Raw genomic sequence first — 495 nt, forward strand, 5'->3', positions numbered from 1 at the left:
GCCACGCGTGGCAATCTCCACTGGTATCGGATTCTTCGATCATATGCTGCATCAAGTTGCCGTTCATGCCGGTTTTGATCTGCAACTGATCGTGCGTGGCGATTTGCACGTCGATGCCCACCATACCATTGAAGACACAGCCCTGGCTTTGGGCACAGCACTGCGATCGGCCCTTGGCACCAAGCGGGGCATTGGGAGATATGCATTCGTCCTACCGATGGATGACGCCCGGACGCTGCTGGCGCTGGACCTTTCGGACCGACCATTTCTGCGATGGAATGTGTCGTTTTCAGGAACAATGGTTGGTGACTTTCCCTTGTCCATGGCCGAACACTTCTTCCGTTCCTTTGCCGATGCCGCGCGGTTGACTCTTCACATCGAAAGTACGGGCACGGACGACCATCACACCATCGAGAGCATCTTCAAGGCCCTTGGTAGGGCATTGCGGTCCGCCACTGGCATTGTGGATGCATCCATGCCAAGTTCAACGGGAGT

1 protein-coding gene is annotated in these 495 nt (G+C 56.0%); it reads left to right on the forward strand.

Annotated features, from left to right (window positions below; translation table 11 throughout):
- Window positions 1-43: 43 nt before the first annotated feature.
- Window positions 44-495 (forward strand): imidazoleglycerol-phosphate dehydratase (locus tag ACLD7X_RS18555; protein ID WP_425625503.1); only part of this gene is annotated, 452 nt, incomplete at its 3' end.

Source organism: Aphanothece microscopica RSMan92 (assembly GCF_046613545.2).
In the GTDB taxonomy this organism is placed as follows: domain Bacteria; phylum Cyanobacteriota; class Cyanobacteriia; order PCC-6307; family Cyanobiaceae; genus NIES-981.